13 protein-coding genes are annotated in these 16,333 nt (G+C 62.5%); 12 read left to right on the top strand and 1 reads right to left on the bottom strand.

The genetic code is table 11. From position 1 onward, the window contains the following. Positions 1-122 precede the first annotated feature (122 nt). The gene (locus DSC91_RS27135; RefSeq protein ID WP_115781678.1) at positions 123-1,709 is read left to right on the top strand and encodes an ABC transporter substrate-binding protein; all 1,587 of its coding nucleotides are present in this window, start codon (positions 123-125) and stop codon (positions 1,707-1,709) included. A gap of 83 nt (positions 1,710-1,792) precedes the next feature. Here DSC91_RS27135 and DSC91_RS27130 read toward each other — a convergent pair whose 3' ends face one another. Beyond that, positions 1,793-2,863: an MBL fold metallo-hydrolase gene (locus DSC91_RS27130; protein ID WP_115781677.1), complete on the bottom strand. Its 1,071-nt coding sequence runs from the start codon at positions 2,861-2,863 to the stop codon at positions 1,793-1,795. Positions 2,864-3,051: 188 nt separating this feature from the next. On the opposite strand from DSC91_RS27130, the gene DSC91_RS27125 reads away from it, so the two are divergent. The 11 genes from DSC91_RS27125 (at position 3,052) to bioD (ending at position 16,313) form a co-directional block, all read left to right on the top strand. Further along, positions 3,052-3,456, top strand: a complete 405-nt coding sequence (locus tag DSC91_RS27125) for a MerR family transcriptional regulator (protein ID WP_115781676.1) — start codon at positions 3,052-3,054, stop codon at positions 3,454-3,456. Between the two features lie 86 nt (positions 3,457-3,542). Continuing rightward, positions 3,543-5,372: a bifunctional isocitrate dehydrogenase kinase/phosphatase gene (aceK, locus tag DSC91_RS27120; protein WP_115781675.1), complete on the top strand. Its 1,830-nt coding sequence runs from the start codon at positions 3,543-3,545 to the stop codon at positions 5,370-5,372. A gap of 103 nt (positions 5,373-5,475) precedes the next feature. Beyond that, a complete protein-coding gene (can, locus tag DSC91_RS27115; RefSeq protein ID WP_115781674.1) occupies positions 5,476-6,252 on the top strand; it encodes a carbonate dehydratase in 777 nt (258 codons plus the stop codon). A gap of 7 nt (positions 6,253-6,259) precedes the next feature. Continuing rightward, complete coding sequence (locus DSC91_RS27110; RefSeq protein WP_115781673.1) at positions 6,260-7,468, top strand: acetyl-CoA C-acetyltransferase; 1,209 nt, start codon at positions 6,260-6,262, stop codon at positions 7,466-7,468. Between the two features lie 39 nt (positions 7,469-7,507). After that, positions 7,508-8,185 carry an SDR family oxidoreductase gene (locus DSC91_RS27105; RefSeq protein WP_115781672.1) on the top strand — a complete coding sequence of 226 codons (678 nt, stop codon included), beginning with the start codon at positions 7,508-7,510 and terminating at the stop codon, positions 8,183-8,185. Positions 8,186-8,221: 36 nt separating this feature from the next. Beyond that, positions 8,222-9,352, top strand: coding sequence for an acyl-CoA dehydrogenase family protein (locus DSC91_RS27100; RefSeq protein WP_115781671.1), 1,131 nt, complete (start codon positions 8,222-8,224; stop codon positions 9,350-9,352). Positions 9,353-9,359: 7 nt separating this feature from the next. Continuing rightward, complete coding sequence (locus DSC91_RS27095) at positions 9,360-9,809, top strand: YchJ family protein (RefSeq protein ID WP_115781670.1); 450 nt, start codon at positions 9,360-9,362, stop codon at positions 9,807-9,809. Between the two features lie 585 nt (positions 9,810-10,394). Beyond that, positions 10,395-11,663, top strand: a complete 1,269-nt coding sequence (locus tag DSC91_RS27085) for a dienelactone hydrolase family protein (RefSeq protein WP_115781669.1) — start codon at positions 10,395-10,397, stop codon at positions 11,661-11,663. A 1,388-nt stretch (positions 11,664-13,051) separates the two neighbouring features. Next, on the top strand, positions 13,052-14,401 hold the full coding sequence (bioA, locus tag DSC91_RS27075) for an adenosylmethionine--8-amino-7-oxononanoate transaminase (protein WP_115781667.1): 1,350 nt from the start codon (positions 13,052-13,054) through the stop codon (positions 14,399-14,401). Beyond that, positions 14,401-15,585: an 8-amino-7-oxononanoate synthase gene (gene bioF, locus DSC91_RS27070; RefSeq protein WP_115781666.1), complete on the top strand. Its 1,185-nt coding sequence runs from the start codon at positions 14,401-14,403 to the stop codon at positions 15,583-15,585. The genes bioA and bioF overlap by 1 nt, the downstream gene beginning before the upstream one ends. After that, on the top strand, positions 15,582-16,313 hold the full coding sequence (bioD, locus tag DSC91_RS27065; RefSeq protein ID WP_115781665.1) for a dethiobiotin synthase: 732 nt from the start codon (positions 15,582-15,584) through the stop codon (positions 16,311-16,313). Before bioF ends, bioD begins: the two co-directional genes overlap by 4 nt. Positions 16,314-16,333 lie beyond the last annotated feature (20 nt).

The raw sequence follows: 16,333 nt of genomic DNA, 5'->3' as shown, positions 1-16,333 counted from the left end.
ACAATAAAGACGACGGTCACGCTGCCCCCGGATATCGGGTGATCAGTTCTCCGTCCTTCGTCAACGAAATACAACCACACAACCAGACGCACTGCCTGACTGCGCTTGTTATGGGAGATCCTATGCGCTTCAAACTGCTCGCAGCCGCCGTACTGCTCTCGGCGCCCGCGCTCGTGCTCGCCAAACCGCTGACCGTCTGTACCGAGTCGAGCCCCGACGGCTTCGATGTCGTGCAGTTCAATTCGCTCGTGACAACCAATGCGTCGGCCGATGTGATCTTCAATTCGCTGGTCTCGTACGACGAGGCCGCGAAGAAAGTCGTGCCGGCGCTGGCCGACAAGTGGGACGTGAGCGCCGACGGCCTCACCTACACGTTCCATCTGCGCCCGAACGTGCAATTCCAGACCACCGATTACTTCAAGCCCACCCGCGCGTTGAACGCCGACGACGTCGTCTTCACGTTCGACCGCATGCTCAACGACAGCAATCCGTGGCACAAGGTGGCGGGCGCGAGCGGCTTCCCGCATGCACAATCAATGGGCCTGCCGAAGCTCATCAAGTCGATCGGCAAGGTCGACGACAACACCGTCAAGTTCGAGCTGAACGCGCCGGATGCGACCTTCGTGTCGATCCTGACCATGGGTTTCGCCTCGATCTATTCGGCTGAATACGCCGACCAGTTGCTCAAGGCCGGCAAACAGGTCGACCTGAACTCGAAGCCGATCGGCACGGGTCCGTTCGAATTGAAGAGCTACACCAAAGACGCGGTGATCCGCTACGACGTGAACCCGACGTACTGGGGCGCGAAACCGAAGATCGACCGCCTGATCTACGCGATCACGCCGGACGCCACGGTGCGCGCGCAAAAGGTGAAGGCCGGCGAATGCCAGATCGCGCTGTCGCCGAAGCCGCAGGATCTCGCCGAAGCGAAGGACGACAAGTCGCTCGCCATCGTGCAAACGCCCGCGTTCATGACGGCGTTCGTCGCCCTGAATACCCAGAAGAAGCCGCTCGACAACCAGAAGGTCCGCGCCGCCCTGAACATGGCGTTCGACCGCAGCACGTATCTGAAGGCGATCTTCGACAACACCGCCACGGCGGCCGTCAATCCGTACCCGCCGAACACATGGAGCTACGACAAGGCCGTCAAGGCATGGCCGTACGATCCGGCAAAGGCGAAGAAGCTGCTCGCGGACGCGGGCTATCCAAACGGCTTCGAAACGACGATCTGGGTGCGTCCGAACGGCAGCGTGCTGAATCCGAATCCGAAGGCCGGCGCCGAACTGCTGCAAGCCGATTTCGCGAAGATCGGCGTGAAGGCGGATGTGAAGGTGATCGAGTGGGGCGAGTTGATCAAGCAGGCCAAACAAGGCCAGCATGACACGCTGTTCATGGGTTGGGCCGGCGACAACGGCGATCCGGACAACTATCTGTCGCCGCTCTTCAGTTGCAACGCGGTGAAGTCGGGGATCAATTTCGCGCGCTTCTGCGATCAGGATCTGGACAAGCTGATCGCCGACGGCAAAGCGACCCCCGATCAGGGCAAGCGCGCGAAGGCGTATGAACAGGCACAGCAGATCATCCACGATCAGGCGCTGTGGATTCCGTTGGGCTACCCAACCGCCACGGCCATCACGCGTACGAGCGTGAGCGGCTATCACGTCAGCGCGTTCGGACGGCAGAACTTTGGAACGGTAGCGGTGCAGTAAAGCTTCTGCCACGCCGCTCAAAAAAAGCCCGATTGCTTTTCGCATTCGGGCTTTTTTATCGGCGCATCAACCTGTCGACTCGATCACGCCGAGAACCGGATCACCCCGTCCGCGTCCTGGGTGCGTTTCAACTCGCCGGTCAGCCACAGCAGATGCAAGTGCGCCAACGCCTCGCCCATCGCGAACGTCATCTGATGGATGTCGAGCTGGCGTTTAAACATCAGCGGCACGATATCCGCGGCGCTCTGCGGCTTCTCCGCACAGGCCTCGCGCACCTCCGCGAGACGCGCGTCATGATGCTCGCGCAGTTGCCTGATACGCGTACGCACGCCATGAAACGGCTTGCCATGCGACGGCAACACGAGCGTGTCTTCCGGCATCGTCTCGTAGCGGGCGAGCGAGTCCAGATACAGTGCGAGCGGCGTGCTCTCCGGCTCCATGTCGAACACCGAGACGTTGGTCGAAATGCGCGGCAGCACCATATCGCCTGAGATCAACGTGCCCGTCTCTTCGCAATGCAACGCGCAGTGTTCCGGCGAATGGCCGAAGCCGGTCACCACGCGCCACGTCTTGCCGCCGATCCTCACGCCATCGGCTTCGCGCAGGCGGCGGTACTGTCCGGGAATCGCCGGCACGAGGCTCGCGTAGTAGCTCGTGCGATTGCGCAGCTTGTCGAGCGACGCCTCATCGCTCAGACCATGGCGCGCGAAGTGCCGCGCCGCGCCCTCGCCGCCCGCGTTCGAACCGTCGCCGGCGGCCATCACGCGGGCCTGCATGTATTCGCCGAGCGTCATCCACAAGCGGACATTCCAGCGCTTCCTGTCGCCGCCGCTGCAAATCCAGTGTGCAAGACCGATGTGGTCCGGATGACAATGCGTGACGATCACGCGCAACACCGGCAGGCCGTCGAGCACGGAGTCGAACACTTTCTCCCAGTTCTCCTTGATCGTGTCCGACGCAATGCCGCAGTCGACTACCGTCCAGCCTTGCTGACCGTCGATCTCATCGCGTAGCAGCCACAGATTGATGTGGTCGAGTGCGAACGGCAGCGGCATGCGCAGCCAGAACACGCCGGGCGCGACTTCCATCGTGTGGCCCGCCTCGGGCAAGGTGTCGCTGAACGGGTAGTCGAGTTGATGTTCGAGTGCATTCATTGTGGTTGTCTTCCTCCGTCGGCTGTCCGGCATGGCGAGGTATGCAATGCCGGACAACGTGGTTGCGGCCCGGCCAGGACATACCGGTGCCGAATTGCGCCGTAGTTGCGTTTCGATCAAGTTGACGATAACGTAAACGTCGATTCTATCGTTCAATCCGATTTTCTGCCCGGCCACGGAATGCCCCGATGAACACGCAATACACGATCACCGAGCTCGCGCGGGAATTCGACGTCACGCCGCGGGCGATCCGTTTCTACGAAGACCAGGGTTTACTCTCGCCCAGCCGCGAGGGATCGAGCGGCCTGCGGCGCGTCTATTCGGGCCGCGACCGAACCCGCCTGAAGCTTACCCTGCGCGGCAAGCGTCTCGGCTTCACGCTGTCGGAGATCCGCGACCTGCTCGACGTCTACGAGTCGCCGACCGACACCGTGCCGCAGTTGCACGCCTTCCTTGCCACGGTGGCGCGCCATCGCGAGGTGCTCGAACGCCAACTGGAAGACCTGAACGCGACGCTCGAAGACCTCGCGCAGTACGAAGCTCAGGCGAGAGCGCTGCTGGAAGGCGGTTCACGCGAAACCAGGTCCGCCTGAGCGGAGAACGGCGCGACGCGCCGCGGGTCCACCCGGACGATACAATCACGGGTGTCTTCACGACATGGGACGAATGCACGGTCGACATGAATCACTTCCCCAAACTGTTGTCGTCGCAGATCGGCTTTGACGTCGCCCAAACGATGCTCGAAGGATTCGATCGGCACTACCGGATCTTCCGCGACGCCGCGATCCATGCCAAAACGCTCTTCGAAGCTGCCGATTGGCACGGCCTGCAAACGCTGGCGCGAGAGCGCATCACCTCCTATGACGATCGCGTCGAGGAATGCGTCGAGCTGCTCGAAGACGAATACGACGCCGAGAATATCGACGACGAAGTGTGGCAGCAGATCAAGCTCCATTACATCGGCCTCCTGACCACACACCGCCAGCCCGAGTGCGCGGAGACGTTCTTCAATTCGGTGTGCTGCAAGATCCTGCACCGTTCGTATTTCAACAACGACTTCATTTTCGTGCGCCCGGCGATCTCGACCGAATACATCGAGAACGACGAACCGGCGGCGAAACCGACTTATCGTGCGTACTACCCCGGCAAGGACGGTCTTGCCGCGACGCTCGAGCGCATCGTCACGAACTTCCAGCTGGAGCCGCCGTTTGAGGATCTGAAGCGCGACGTCGAATGCGTCATGCAGGCGATCCACGATGCGTTCGGCGCGTTCGACGAAGCGCCCAACTTCCAGATCCACGTGCTTTCTTCGCTGTTCTATCGGAACAAGTCGGCGTATATCGTTGGACGGATCATCAACGGCGATTTGCTGCTGCCGTTCGCCGTGCCGCTGCGCCACGTGACACCCGGCGTGCTCGCGCTCGATACGGTGCTGCTCAAGCGCGACCAGTTGCTGATCATCTTCAGCTTCTCGCATTCGTACTTCCTCGTGGACATGGAAGTGCCCTCCGCTTACGTCGAGTTTCTCGGCACGATCATGCAGGGCAAACCGAAGGCGGAAATCTATACGTCGGTAGGCTTGCAGAAGCAGGGCAAGAATCTGTTCTATCGCGATCTGCTGCACCATCTGAAGCATTCGAGCGATCAGTTCATCATCGCGCCCGGCATCAAGGGGCTCGTGATGCTGGTGTTCACGCTGCCGTCGTTTCCATACGTATTCAAGCTGATTAAAGACCACTTTCCGCCGCCTAAGGAAACCACGCGCGAGCAGATCAAGGGGAAGTATCAGCTCGTCAAACGGCATGACCGCTTGGGCCGCATGGCCGACACGCTCGAATATTCGAGCGTCGCGCTGCCCATTTCGCGGCTCGACGAAGCGCTGCTGCGCGAACTCGAAAAGGAAGTGCCGTCGTTGATCGAATACGACGGCGACAACCTGGTGATTCGCCACATGTATATCGAGCGCCGGATGGTGCCGCTCAACCTGTTCCTGCAAAACGGCAGCGACGACGACGTCGAGCACGGCATCAAGGAATACGGCAACGCGATCAAGGAATTGATGCAGGCGAACATCTTCCCCGGCGACATGCTGTACAAGAACTTTGGCGTGACGCGTCATGGCCGCGTCGTGTTCTACGACTACGATGAAATCGAATACCTGACGGAATGCAACGTGCGCGCGGTGCCGGCGCCACGTAACGAGGAAGACGAAATGTCGGGCGAGCCGTGGTATTCGGTCGGCCCGCACGATATTTTCCCGGAGACCTACGGCACGTTTCTGCTCGGCGATCCACGCGTGCGCCGGTCCTTCATGCAGCATCACGCGGACTTTTTCGATCCGGCGCTGTGGCAACGGCACAAGGATCATCTATTGAAAGGCGAACTGCCCGACTTTTTCCCGTACGACAGCAGCGTGCGCTTCTGCATCCGCTATCCGGAACGATTCGCCGAGGCGGCGTCCGGACCCGCGGAGAACCCGGCAGACGAACGCGCCGTGCGCGTGGCTTGAACCTCATACGCATCACGAGCCGCGCGCCTCGCTGAAAGCATCGTCCGAACCTTATGCAACGACATCGACCGGTCAATCGGTCGAGCAACCGCCCAGACTCACCATGAACACGAACGCTTCTCCCCCTGCCAATCCACTTGCCCATCTGTTCGACAACAACGACGCGTGGGTGGCCCGCAAGCTATCCGAAGACCCGGAGTATTTCTCGCGCCTCGCGCACCAGCAGACACCCGAATATCTGTGGATCGGCTGTTCCGATTCGCGCGTGCCGGCCAATCAGATCATCGGGCTGCCGCCAGGCGAAGTGTTCGTGCACAGAAATATCGCCAACGTGGTGGTGCATACGGATCTGAACTGCCTGTCGGTGATCCAGTTCGCCGTCGATCTGCTGAAGGTCAAGCACATCATGGTGGTGGGTCACTATGGCTGCTCGGGCGTCGGCGCGGCGCTGCACGGCCGGCGCGTGGGTCTGGCGGATAACTGGCTGCATCACGTGCAGGACGTGCGCACCAAGCATGCTGCGCTGATCGAAGAATGGCCGCTCGGCGAGGCGCGCCATCGGCGGCTGGTCGAACTGAATGCGATCGAACAGGTCATGAACGTATGCCGGACCACCATCATCAATGACGCGTGGGCACGTGGCCAGGAACTCACGGTGCACGGCTGGGTGTATGGCGTTCATGACGGCAAGGTGCGCGACCTCGGCATGACAATCAACGACCCCGCGGCACTGGATGCAACCTACAGGCGCTGCATCGCGGCTGTGTCGGCCGGCGGTGCGTACCAGGAGGACAACGATGCGGCGGCCGCCGAAGCGGCCCAGCTCGGCGACGTGCCGGCCATCGTCGAAGGTGTCGTCAAGCAACTTAAACATGAATGAAACCCGCATGAGTGAGACAAACATGAGCGAGACAAAGTCTGATCCGATCGTGATCGTCGGTGTGGCCCGCACGCCGATGGCGGCATTTCAGGGCGATTTCGCAACGCTAACCGCGCCGCAACTCGGTTCGGTTGCGATCGAAGCCGCCGTGCAACGCGCCGGGTTGAAGCCCGAGCAGATCGACGAAGTGGTGATGGGTTGCGTGCTGCCCGCCGGCCTCGGCCAGGCGCCCGCGCGGCAGGCTGCGCTCGGCGCCGGCTTGCCTTTGAGCACCGGCAGCACTACCGTCAACAAGATGTGCGGCTCCGGCATGCGCGCGGCAATGTTCGCGCACGACATGCTGGCCGCGGGCTCGGTCGACGTGATCGTCGCGGGCGGCATGGAGAGCATGACGAACGCACCGTATCTGTTGCCGAAGGCGCGTAACGGCATGCGCATGGGCCACGGCCAGGTGATCGACCACATGTTCTACGACGGTCTCGAAGACGCCTACGAAAAAGGCCGCTTGATGGGCACCTTCGCCGAGGAATGCGCTGCGTCGTTCGACTTCACGCGCGAAGCGCAGGACGCGTTCGCCGTCGAGTCGCTGAATCGTGCGAAGCGTGCGAATGAAGACGGCTCGTTCACATGGGAAATCGCACCGGTGAAGGTGGAAAGCCGCAAGGGCGACGTGACCATCGAACACGACGAGCAGCCGTTCAAAGCGAACCTCGACAAGATTCCGACGCTCAAGCCCGCGTTCAGCAAAACCGGCACGGTGACGGCGGCGAACTCGTCGTCGATTTCCGATGGCGCCGCCGCGCTCGTGATGATGCGTGAATCGACCGCGAAGCGTCTCGGCGTCGAGCCGCTTGCACGCGTGGTCGGTCACTCCACCTTCGCGCAGGAACCGGCGAAGTTCACCACCGCGCCGGTCGGCGCGATTCGCAAGCTGTTCGAGAAGAACGGCTGGCGCGCCGACGACGTGGATCTGTACGAGGTCAACGAGGCCTTCGCGGTGGTCACGATGGCCGCGATGAAGGAGCATCATCTGGCGCACGACAAGGTCAATGTGAACGGCGGCGCCTGTGCTCTCGGCCATCCGATCGGCGCATCGGGCGCGCGGATTCTCGTCACGCTGATCGGCGCGTTGAAAAAGCGCGGCCTGAAGCGCGGCGTCGCGACGCTGTGCATCGGCGGCGGCGAAGCGACCGCGATGGGTATTGAACTGGTTTGACACGCTGCTTCAATGCGTGTGGGAACTTGAGGTGATTCGATGAAGACAGTGTTGATCGTCGGTGCATCGCGCGGCATCGGCCAGGAGTTTGTGCGGCAGTACAGGAAAAGCGGCTGGCGCGTGCTCGCCACTGCACGCGACGGCGCCGCGCTCGACGCGCTGAAAGCGCTCGGCGCGGAGACCTTTTCGCTCGACGTCACCGCACCCGAAGAAATCGCCGCGCTCGGCTGGAAGCTCGACGGCGAACGGCTCGACGCGGCGGTGCTGGTGTCCGGCGTGTACGGCCCACGCACCGAGGACATCGAGACGATTACCGCGGAAGACTTCGACCAGGTCATGCATACCAACGTGCGCGGGCCGATGCAGTTGATGCCGATCCTGCTGCCGCTCGTCGAAGAAGCCGGCGGCGTGTTCGCGGTGATTTCGAGCAAGATGGGCAGTATCGGCGACGCCAGCGGCACGACCGGCTGGCTGTATCGGGCGAGTAAGGCCGCGCTGAACGACGCGCTGAAGATTGCCTCGCTGAACGCCACGCGAGCAACCTGTGTTTCGCTGCATCCGGGCTGGGTGCGCACCGACATGGGTGGCGCGCAAGCGGCGATCGATCCGGCGCGCAGCGTCTCCGGCATGCGTGAAGTGCTTGCGCAGGCCGCGGCCGCACGTGAAGCGTTCAACGGCCGCTTCTACCAATACGACGGCACGGCGCTCGACTGGTGAAGAGACAAGTGGAAAGACGAATGAGGAGACCGAGCCATGGTGCTTGATCAGGACCATCTGATGGTCCGCGACGCGGTGCGCACGTTCGTCCGCGAAGCCGTTACGCCGTATGCGGCGCAATGGGACCGCGAACGCACCTTTCCGACGGACGTGCATCGCCAGCTCGCCGAACTCGGCGCGTACGGCGTGCTGGTGCCCGAAGCATACGGCGGCGCCGGCATGGACGCGCTGGCGCTCGCGCTAATCCTTGAAGAAATCGCTGCGGGCGACGGTGGCACCTCGACCGCGATCTCCGTCAACAACTGCCCGGTGTGCAGCATTCTGCTGACCTATGGCAACGACGCGCAGAAACGCGACTGGCTCACGCCGCTCGCGCGCGGCGAGATGCTCGGGGCGTTTTGTCTGACCGAACCGCAAGCGGGCTCGGACGCATCCGCGCTGCGCACCACGGCGACACGCGACGGCGACAGTTACGTGTTGAACGGTGTCAAACAGTTCATCACAAGTGGCAAGAACGGCAACGTCGCAATCGTGATGGCTGTGACCGACAAGGCGGCGGGCAAGCGCGGCATCAGCGCGTTCATCGTGCCGACCGATACGAAGGGGTACGTCGTCGCGCGAGTCGAAGAAAAGCTCGGTCAGCATTCGTCGGACACCGCGCAGATTATTTTCGAAGATTGCCGCGTGCCGGCCGCGAATCTGATCGGCGCCGAAGGCGAAGGCTACCGGATTGCGCTATCGGGACTCGAAGGCGGGCGCATCGGGATTGCCGCGCAAAGCGTCGGCATGGCGCGCGCCGCGTTCGAGGCGGCACTGGGTTACGCCAGGGAGCGCGAGAGCTTCGGCCAGCCGCTGTTTTCGCACCAGGCCGTGCAATTCCGCCTCGCCGATATGGCGACCCAACTCGAAGCCGCGCGCCAGTTGATCTGGCACGCGGCTTCGCTGAAAGATGCCGGGCAGCCTTGCCTGACCGAAGCCGCGATGGCCAAGCTGTTCGCCTCCGAAGCCGCCGAGCGCATCTGCTCGGCCGCCTTGCAAATTCATGGCGGCTACGGCTATCTGAGCGACTTCCCCGTCGAACGCATCTACCGCGATGTGCGCGTGTGTCAGATCTACGAAGGCACCAGCGACATCCAGAAAATCCTGATCGCGCGCGGTCTTGGCTGAAAGTCTGATGAATAAGCCATTGTTGTCGACGCAACGACCATCCGACTGCCCCTGCGGCGGCGCTGCGCCCGATCAGCGCAGCGGTGCCAAACCGCCGCGCTTCGCGCAATGCTGTGGCCGCTATATCGATGGCGGCGAAATCGCGCCGCGCGCGCTCGAACTGATGCGCTCGCGTTACAGCGCGTATGTTGTGGGCGCAACGGATTATTTGCGCGCGACCTGGGCGCCGCACACCTGCCCCGCGGATCTCGACGCCGACCCTGCCGCCCCCGATGCGCCGCGTTGGCTCGGACTGCAGATCAAGGCTTTCGCGGAAACCGGCGCCGACCATGCGACCGTCGAATTCGTTGCACGATACAAGGTAGGCGGCCGCGCCCACCGGCTGCACGAACTGAGCCGCTTCGTACGCGGCGAAGACGGACGCTGGCGCTATGTCGACGGTGACGTGGACGACTAAGCCACGCCTTCCAAAGCCTTTCAAAACACTGCGGCGCGGATAGCGCCGTGATCACATATGGCCCTCAATCGAGGGCTTTTTTTCGTGTTGGCTCGACGCCACAGCGCGCATATTTCGACACATTACTTCGTGGAGCCAAGCACCGTGCGACAGGCGTTTTGCAGCCGCTCGCCGGGATTGACGCGCGCTGTCCGCATGCGGCAATTATTGCGTCGCGGGTTCTCCTTTATTGCACAAAACAAAATTGTCATGCCAGGATGAGGCCGTAGGTTTGTGACGTCACGTTGCGAGAACCGGTCCATATCGATTCCGCAAATTGCGCAGGCGGCTGCCGATAGCCCACCAGTCAGGGTTCGGCGGCGGTTCCGGGCGGCATGTGTGGCGCTCATCATCGGCGCGTGGGGTCGCGTCGGCCGTTTGGGTTTATCCCGTGCGATCTCAATCAGCGTACGTGCGCCTGGCGCACTACGTACGCGAGTGTGTTTTTGTTTGTCGAAAACGCCGATGAAAGGCAACCGTCAGAAATGACAGTCGACAGACAAAGCGTCAAGGTGTTCAGGGCAGGTTTTTGAGGCAGGTGTGTCAATGGTGTTCAGCAAGGTTCTGACGAAGTGTGCGGTGACGTGTGCAACGGCGATGTGCGCTGTCGCACTCGCGCATGCCGAGCCGCTCGCCGACACCCAGGCTGGACCGCTCACCCGCGCGCACGTGCCGCGCATCGCACTCGACGACGACGTCTACCTGCCCACCGCCGGCCTCAACGAACAGATCATCCGCGTGCCGGTAAACGCTGCCGGCACCGTCACGCTCGAAACCACGATCTACAAACCGGACGGCGCAGGCCCGTTTCCGATGATCGTTTTCAATCACGGCAAGATTCCAGGCGACCCACGCACGCAGGAACGCAGCGACCCGCTGCCGTTCGCACGCGAATTCGTGCGCCGCGGCTACGTGGTGGTGGCGCCGAACCGCCAGGGCTTCGGCCATTCGGACGGCACGTATCAACAGAACGGTTGCGACGTCGAACGTAATGGTGTCGGCCAGGCAGGCGACGTCGCCGCCACGATCGATTTCATGTCGAAGCAGCCCTACGTGGATGCGACGCATATCGCCGTGGCCGGCACCTCGCACGGCGGTCTCGCGACGATGGCCTACGGCACCGAGGCTGCGCCTGGTGTGCGAGCCTTGATCAATTTCTCGGGCGGGTTGCGGCAGGACGCGTGCGCCGACTGGCAGGGCAACCTGACGCGCGCATTTGGCGCGTATGGCGAGAAGACGAAGGTGCCGTCGCTGTGGTTGTATGGCGATAACGATTCGGTGTGGACGGCACCGCTGGTGGCCGGCATGTATGCCGCGTATGCCGCGCACGGCGCGAGCGCGAAGATGGTGGATTTCGGCAACTACAAGAACGACGCGCATCGCCTTGTGGGCGACCGCGATGGCGTGCATGTGTGGTGGCCTGCTGTCGAGGCGTTTCTGGCTCGGGCGGGGATGCCTACAGGCGTGCAATATCGGGTCGATGACCCTTCGGCACCGAAAGCGAGCGGCTTTGCTGCTGTCGATGCGGTCGACTCCGTTCCGTTTGTCGATGAAGCCGGACGTAACGGGTATCGCAATTTCTTGCATCAGTACCCTAGCCGGGCTTTTGCAGTGTCGGATACGGGGGCCTGGTCGTGGGCGGAAGGTGGCGATAATCCGATGTCGGTTGCCATTGCCAATTGCCAGAAGCAGAGTTCGGCGCCGTGCCGGTTGTATGCGGTGGATAACGCCGTTGTGTGGGGTGCGCAGTCTTCGCAGACGGCGGATTCTGATTCTTCTTCGGCGGGACGGCGGGCTATTGCTAGCCGGAATTAAGGGTTTGTTTGGGATTGGCCTCGCGGGGCGGTGGTGTGGTGCCTGCGGCGTTGGCCTTTCCTTGATCTGGATTTCGTGCCTTTCCTTGATCTGGCCTTCGTGCCTTTCCTTGAATTGCTAGTGGTCTATTAGCGTTCGCCCCTGTGCGGGGCAGGCACTCACTTCTCTTTGCCGCCGCAAAGAGAAGTAAGCAAGAGAAAGCGGCTCACACCGCTCCTGCTAAGTGGGCTCCGTAGCTCGCACACGGTAGTGGTGCATCTGGAATCTGTGTTCGTGCACCTGCCTGCGCTTGTGACAACGGCGTCATTCTTCCGGCGGCGCTGCGCGCGCCGAAGCGCTCTTCATAAAACCACCCGCTACGTTTTAGCGCCCACGTCCCACCACCGGTCCGTGGCTCGTCATTGCACCGCCATCGCCATCACGATTGCGATTGGAACGGCAAGGGCAACCGCCTCTGCCTCTGCCTCTGCCTCTGCCTCTGCCTCTGCCTCTGCCTCTGCCTCTGCCTCTGCCTCTGCCTCTGCCTCTGCCTCTGCCTCTGCCTCTGCCTCTGCCTCTGCCTCTGCCTCTGCCTCTGCCTCTGCCTCTGCCTCTGCCTCTGCGATTGTGATCGGGACCGGGACGGTGATTTCAGCACATCGACAAATTATTTGAAGTGGAGGGCGCGGTGAGGGCGTGGGCGCTTCGCCGAGGCGAAGCCGATGGCTCCACCAAACCCAAACGAAGCCGCTGGTTTCCCATGCAGACCCATCCGCGACGCACGCCGTGCGGAGTGGGAGCTGATGAGTCCTTTGTCACTGGCGCGTGAAGGTGCGAGGGCACGGATTCCAGATGCACCACTACCATGTGCAAACAAAGGTGCCCGCTTAGCATGAGCGGTGTGAGCCGCTTTCTCTTGCTTACTTCTCTTTGCGGCGGCAAAGAGAAGTAAGTGCCTGCCCCGCACAGGGGCGAACGCTAATAGACCACTAACAATTCAAGGAAAGGCACGAAGGCCAGATCAAGAAAAGCCCAACACCATAAACACACAAACAGGAACCCGCCACACAGGCAACAAACCAAAAAAACCAACACCGCAGGCAACCACCAAACCCAAAACCCCAAAATTCCCGCCCATAAGGTCCAACTACTTTGTCGTCGCCAACTCCGCCGATCAGCGACCTTCATAGCGAAACAGAAACCACCTGCAGCGAACAGCGCCAAACCCCACCGCCGCATGCAAAAACCCAACCCAAACCCCTGATGCGCAGCACGAAATAAACCGCTAATCTCGACCCCGCAAGCCTTCCCGAGGCCGCGCGCAGCGCAAGGAAAAAACCGCAGCGTGAATGAAAAGGCCCTAAAAAAGCCAGCCGTGCACCGGCAAAAAAAGCACTTCGGAGTACCTTTTGGAAAAGTCAGCATCCCCTGAAGACTGGATCACCCGCAGCCTGCGTGCCGTCTGGCACCCCTGCACCCAGATGAAACACCACGAGCGCCTGCCGCTCATCCCGGTCGCACGAGGCCAAGGCGCGTGGCTCTACGACCGCGCGAACAACCGCTATCTGGACGCGATCAGCTCCTGGTGGGTCAACCTGTTCGGCCACGCCAACCCGCGCATCAACGCGGCATTGAAAGACCAGCTCGATACGCTCGAACACGCCATGCTCGCCGGCTGCACGCACGAGCCAGCCATCGAACTCTCGGAGCGCCTCGGCGCGCTCACCAACAACACGCTCGGTCACGCGTTCTTCGCGTCCGATGGTGCATCGGCCGTTGAAATCGCGCTGAAGATGAGCTTCCACTCGTGGCGCAATCGCGGCTTCGCGGACAAGCAGGAATTCGTCTGCATCGCCAACAGCTATCACGGCGAAACCATCGGCGCGCTCGGCGTCACCGATGTCGCGCTCTTCAAGGACGCCTACGATCCGTTGATCCGCAACGCGCATGTCGTCGCCTCGCCCGATGCGCGCCTCGCACAAGCGGGCGAAACCGCCGCCGACGTCGCGCGCCGCGCGCTCGATCAGGTTCGCTCGTTGTTCGAAGCACGCGCCACGAAAATCTCGGCACTGATCGTCGAGCCGCTCGTGCAATGCGCGGCCGGCATGGCCATGCACGACGCGTCGTATATCGCCGGGTTGCGCGCGCTCTGCGACCAGTACGGCGTGCACCTGATCGCCGATGAAATCGCCGTCGGCTGCGGTCGCACGGGTACATTCTTCGCGTGCGAACAGACCGGCATCTGGCCGGACTTCTTATGTCTGTCGAAAGGAATCAGCGGTGGGTATCTGCCGCTCTCGATCGTCTTGTCGCGCGATGAAATTTTCAACGCCTTCTATCACGACGATACCGCGCGTGGTTTCCTGCACTCGCACTCGTACACCGGCAATCCGCTCGCGTGCCGCGCGGCGCTCGCCACGCTCGATCTGTTCGCGAGCGACAACGTGCTCGCCGTCAACGCACGGAAATCCGCCAGACTGAAAGAAGCGCTGGCGCCGCTCGCCGAACATGAGCAAGTGCGCAATCTGCGTCAGTGCGGCACCATCTTCGCGTTCGATGCCGTCATCGACAACGCTCAGCAAGCCAAAACATTCTCACGCCGCTTCTTCGAAAACGCGTTGCGGCGCGAACTGCTGCTGCGGCCTATTTCGACCACGGTGTATCTGATGCCCCCCTACATCCTCGACGACGAAGAAATCGCGCTGCTTGCCTCGCGCACACGCGAAACTTTCGACGCCACGCTCGCGGAGACCCGCTAATGCATCTGCTCGACACACTCACCGAAGGTCTCAAGGAAATCGACGAACGCGGTCTGCGCCGCCGCCGCCGCATCGCTGACACGCCGTGCGCCGCGCACATGACAGTCGACGGCCGTGCGATCATCGGCTTCGCCAGCAACGACTATCTGGGCCTCGCCGCGCATCCGCAATTGATCGCCGCCATTGCCGAAGGTGCGCAGCGCTATGGCGCCGGCAGCGGCGGCTCGCATCTGCTCGGCGGCCACTCGCGCGCGCACGCGCAACTCGAGGACGATCTGGCCGAATTCGTCGGCGGCTTCGTCGACAATGCCCGCGCGCTCTACTTCAGCACCGGCTACATGGCGAATCTCGCGACGCTCACCGCGCTCGCGGGACGCGGCACGACGCTCTTCTCCGACGGGTTGAATCACGCATCGCTGATCGACGGCGCGCGTTTGTCTCGCGCCGACGTGCAGATCTATCCGCACTGCGATATGGAAGCCTTAGGCGCCATGCTCGATGCCTCGGACGCCGAAGTCAAAGTGATCGTCTCCGATACGGTATTCAGCATGGACGGCGATGTCGCGCCATTGGCGCGCTTGCTCGAACTCGCGGAACAGCACGGCGCGTGGCTGATCGTCGACGACGCGCACGGTTTCGGCGTGCTCGGTCCGCAAGGCCGTGGCGCGGTCGCCGAAGCCGCGTTGCGCTCGCCGAATCTGATTTCGATCGGCACGCTCGGCAAGGCTGCGGGCGTGTCGGGCGCATTCGTCGTCGCGCACGAAACCGTGATCGAATGGCTCGTGCAGCGCGCGCGTCCGTACATCTTCACGACCGCATCGGTGCCCGCCGCGGCACATGCGGTGTCGGCGAGCCTGCGCATCATCGGCGGCGAAGAAGGCGATGCGCGCCGTGCGCACCTCCAGAAACTGATCGAACGCACGCGCGCGATGCTGAAAGCGACGCCATGGCTGCCGGTCGATTCGCACACTGCCGTGCAGCCGCTGATCATCGGCGCGAACGATGCCACGCTCGACATCGCGGCCACGCTCGATCGTGCGGGTCTGTGGGTCCCGGCGATCCGTCCGCCGACCGTGCCGGCGGGTACGTCGCGGCTGCGCATTTCGCTTTCCGCCGCGCATTCGCAAGCGGATCTGGACCGGCTCGAAGCGGGCTTGCAACAACTCGGGGCGAAAGCGGCATGAGCAGCTCGAGTCAAGGCGCGTTGTCCCTGTTCGTCACCGGCACCGATACGGAAATCGGCAAGACCCTCGTGTCCGCAGCACTCTTGCGCGGTTTCGTCCGCGAAGGTCTGCGAGCCGCCGCGATGAAACCGATCGCCGCGGGCGCGTTTGAAATGAACGGCGTGCTGCATAACGAAGACGCCGATCAACTTGACGCCGCTTCGAATGTCCTGTTGCCGCCTGAGATTCGCACGCCGTATCTGTTGAAGGAACCGGCCGCGCCGCACATTGCCGCCGCGCTGGAAAACGTCGCGTTCGATATCGACCACATCGTCGATTGCCACGCACAGGCTTTGACGCGCGCGGACATCGTCGTCGTGGAAGGCGTCGGCGGTTTTCGCGTGCCGCTGACGGCAACGCAGGACACCGCCGACCTCGCCGTCGCGCTGAAGCTGCCCGTCGTGCTGGTAGTCGGCATGCGCCTCGGCTGCATCAGCCACGCGCTGCTCACCGCCGAAGCGATCGCCGCGCGTGGGCTGACGCTCGCCGGCTGGGTGGCGAATCGCGTCGATCCGGACATGACGTTCCCCGACGAAAACATCGCGTCGATTCGCGAGCATCTCGCGCATGAACACGACGCCCCCTTGCTCGGCATCGTGCCGCATTTGAGCCCGGCTTCACCCGAGCTCGCGGCGGATCAACTCGACATCAACCGGCTCCTGCAGACGCTGCGCCACGCGCAGCGCTGAAAACCCATTACATCCATCCA

It is taken from the genome of Paraburkholderia caffeinilytica (assembly GCF_003368325.1).
GTDB lineage: Bacteria > Pseudomonadota > Gammaproteobacteria > Burkholderiales > Burkholderiaceae > Paraburkholderia > Paraburkholderia caffeinilytica.
The sequence above is the reverse complement of the archived record's forward strand: the minus strand, read 5'-3'. Positions and strand labels throughout refer to the sequence as shown.